The following is a 2,779-nucleotide window of genomic DNA, read 5'->3' as shown; positions in this document are numbered from 1 at the left end:
CAGCTTGTAATTTATCTTTGGCAGTATACTTTTTGACCATACAAAAACTGCACCTCCAATTGTTAGATGTGTCTAACAATTGGGGCGCAGTTCAAAAGTGCTCATACGGTTTTCTGTTCTCTTAATTTATAAAATGCTTCCTAAACGTTTAATTCCTTCTCGGATGACTTCAGGTGTTGCATTCGTATAATTTAGGCGCATTGTATTAACACCAGTTTTTGATGTGTAGAATGGGTCGCCAGGTACGAAGGCAACTTTTTGGTCCATCGCTTTTTGGAAGATATCTACTGACGAAGCGCCATTGTTCATTGTAGCCCAAATGAACATTCCGCCTTCTGGTCGTGTGTAGTCCACATGTGCTGGGAAAAACTCCTCCATCGCATTTAGCATGGCATCTGCTTGATTTTTATATAACTCAATTATTTTCTGAACGTGCTCCATATAATCATTGTTTGCAAGATAATCATAAATGACATATTGAGAGAAAATATTTGTGTGTAGGTCAGTTGCTTGCTTCGCTGTTTCGATATGCTCCAGTAATTCTTTATTTTTTGTAATGATAAAGCCAAGACGCATTCCTGGTGTGACCGTTTTAGAGAAAGAACCTAGCAAAATACTATTTTCTAATTTACCAGCACCGATGTATGGTAGCGGTTCACCTTGGAAGCGTAATTCTCCATACGGATCATCCTCAATTAACGCTACATCCTCATATTTTGACATGATTTCGCAAATTTGCTGACGCTTTTCTTTAGAATAAGTAAGACCTGTTGGGTTTTGGAAATTTGGAACTGTATACACGAATTTTACATTTGGTTGTTGTAGTGCATTCTCTAATTCTTCTAAGTTTAAGCCATCATTTTCGAGTGTTACACCATAGAAGGTTGGCTCACTTAATGTGAAGGCTTGAATAGCACCTAAGTAACCAGGCTCCTCGATGACGATACCATCGCCCTTGTTAATAAGTACTTTCCCGATTAGTTCAAGAGCCTGCTGTGATCCAGTTGTAATAAATACATCGTCAGCATGAACATCTAGTCCGTGTACTCGTTGATATTTTGCAGCAATGTACTCACGTAAAGGCGCATAGCCTTGTGTAGAAGAGTATTGGAATAAACGACTACCGTTTTCCGTAATGGCATGATTCGCAGATGCCTTTAACGCTTCAATTGGGAAAGAAATTGGGTTTGGAAGACCCCCTGCAAAAGAAATGACATCCTCAGATTCAGTTACTTTCAAAATATTTCGGATGAATGAGGACGGGGTATTTAAAATCTTTTCTGAAAATTGCATAATTTTTCATTCCTTTTTTCTGATTTTTTAAAAATTATATCATTGCCATCATATGCATACAATATTATCATTGTATGCAAGACAATTAAATATTGTATGCAAAAAATGAGAGAGAAGGAGCTTAGCTTAGAATATGCCAGTTAATTCGTTTGAAGAATATCCAATGAGTTGGAAGCCGAACATTAGTAAAAGTCCGGCTCCGTTATATATAGCAATAGCAGAACAGCTGGAACAAGATATCAAGGATGGTAAATTATCGCCAGGCACCAAACTGCCTCCTCAGCGTGAGTTAGCTGATTTTTTAGATGTTAATTTAAGTACGATCACAAGAGCTTTTAAACTTTGTGGCCAGAAGGGGCTTATTTATGCTTCTATCGGTAATGGTACATTCGTTTCATCTGATGCAGCGACAAATAAAATGTTGTTACCAACAAATAAATCTTCACAGATGATCGAAATGGGCCCAGTATTGCCAGAAAATCATGCTAATGAGGATATTACACGTTATATGAAAAAGATGATGAATGACCCTAATTTTAGCAAATTGTTTCAGTATGGACGACCTGAAGGAAATGCGTGGCAAACAGAGGCAGCAATGAAGCTTTTGGAAAAGGTCAATTTTCAAACGGATCAACCTGTATTGCTTGGGGCGGGTGGACAAAATGCCATTGTTGGAACGTTAGTTGCTTTGTTTCAACCAGGAGATCGAATCGGTACAGATCCCATTACATATGCAGGTATAAAAACAGCTGCAAATATGCTTGGTATCCAACTGGTAGCAATCCAACAAAGAAACGGAGAAATGTCAAGAGAGGGGCTATTATATGCTTGCAAAAATGAGCATATAAAAGGTCTTTATGTTATTCCTGATTTTCATAATCCAACTACTCAAACAATGTCGATGGAAACAAGAAAAATGATAGCAGAAGTTGCGAGACAGAAAGGCTTAATCGTCATTGAGGATGCGATCTATAGTTTTCTTAAGGAGAAACCACTTGCACCAATAGCTTCCTATGCACCAGAAAAGGTCATTTATATTGCAAGTGTATCAAAAACCATCTCACCTGGTTTACGACTATCCTATATCGTTACACCTCCAGCGCTACGAAAAAAAATAATGGAAACCTTGTATAATATAAATATTTCAGTGTCTTTAATGATGGTGGAGCTTACAGCAAGGATGATTCATGATGGCGTTGCACAAACAATTTTAGAGAAGCACAGGTTGTATGCAAAGCAACAAAATGCCCTTGTCAATCAACATTTGGGAGGTTATAACATTTTAGGAGAAGAAGAATGCATTTTCAGATGGCTTATACTCCCCGAAAAATTCACCAGTGTTCAGTTTGAATTGCTAGCATCAAAAGCAGGTGTGCAAGTGTATGCAGCTGAGCGTTTTGCAGTAGGAAATGCGAAGCCGGTAAATGCAGTTCGTTTAGCAATCACTGCACCTGAAAATCAGCTGGAACAAGCGCTAATCATTTTG

Annotated in this window: 2 protein-coding genes; one reads left to right on the top strand and one right to left on the bottom strand. The window is 38.2% G+C overall.

Going from position 1 to position 2,779, the window contains the following annotated elements; genetic code table 11:
* Positions 1–126: 126 nt before the first annotated feature.
* Positions 127–1,293, bottom strand: a complete 1,167-nt coding sequence (locus ACIQLB_RS24390) for an aminotransferase-like domain-containing protein (RefSeq protein ID WP_400731312.1) — start codon at positions 1,291–1,293, stop codon at positions 127–129.
* A 133-nt stretch (positions 1,294–1,426) separates the two neighbouring features.
* Here ACIQLB_RS24390 and ACIQLB_RS24385 point away from each other — a divergent pair.
* The coding region (locus ACIQLB_RS24385; protein ID WP_400731310.1) for an aminotransferase-like domain-containing protein at positions 1,427–2,779 on the top strand (1,353 nt) is incomplete at its 3' end.

This window comes from Lysinibacillus sp. NPDC092081 (assembly GCF_044755845.1).
Taxonomy (GTDB): Bacteria; Bacillota; Bacilli; order Bacillales_A; family Planococcaceae; genus Lysinibacillus.
Note: the sequence above shows the minus strand (reverse complement) of the source record. Positions and strands in the feature narration are given on the sequence as shown.

What these genes read in the sequence shown, in the direction of transcription:
- ACIQLB_RS24390 (WP_400731312.1), bottom strand. Translation starts at nt 1,293, where the DNA reads ATGCAATTTTCAGAAAAGATTTTAAATACCCCGTCCTCATTCATCCGA.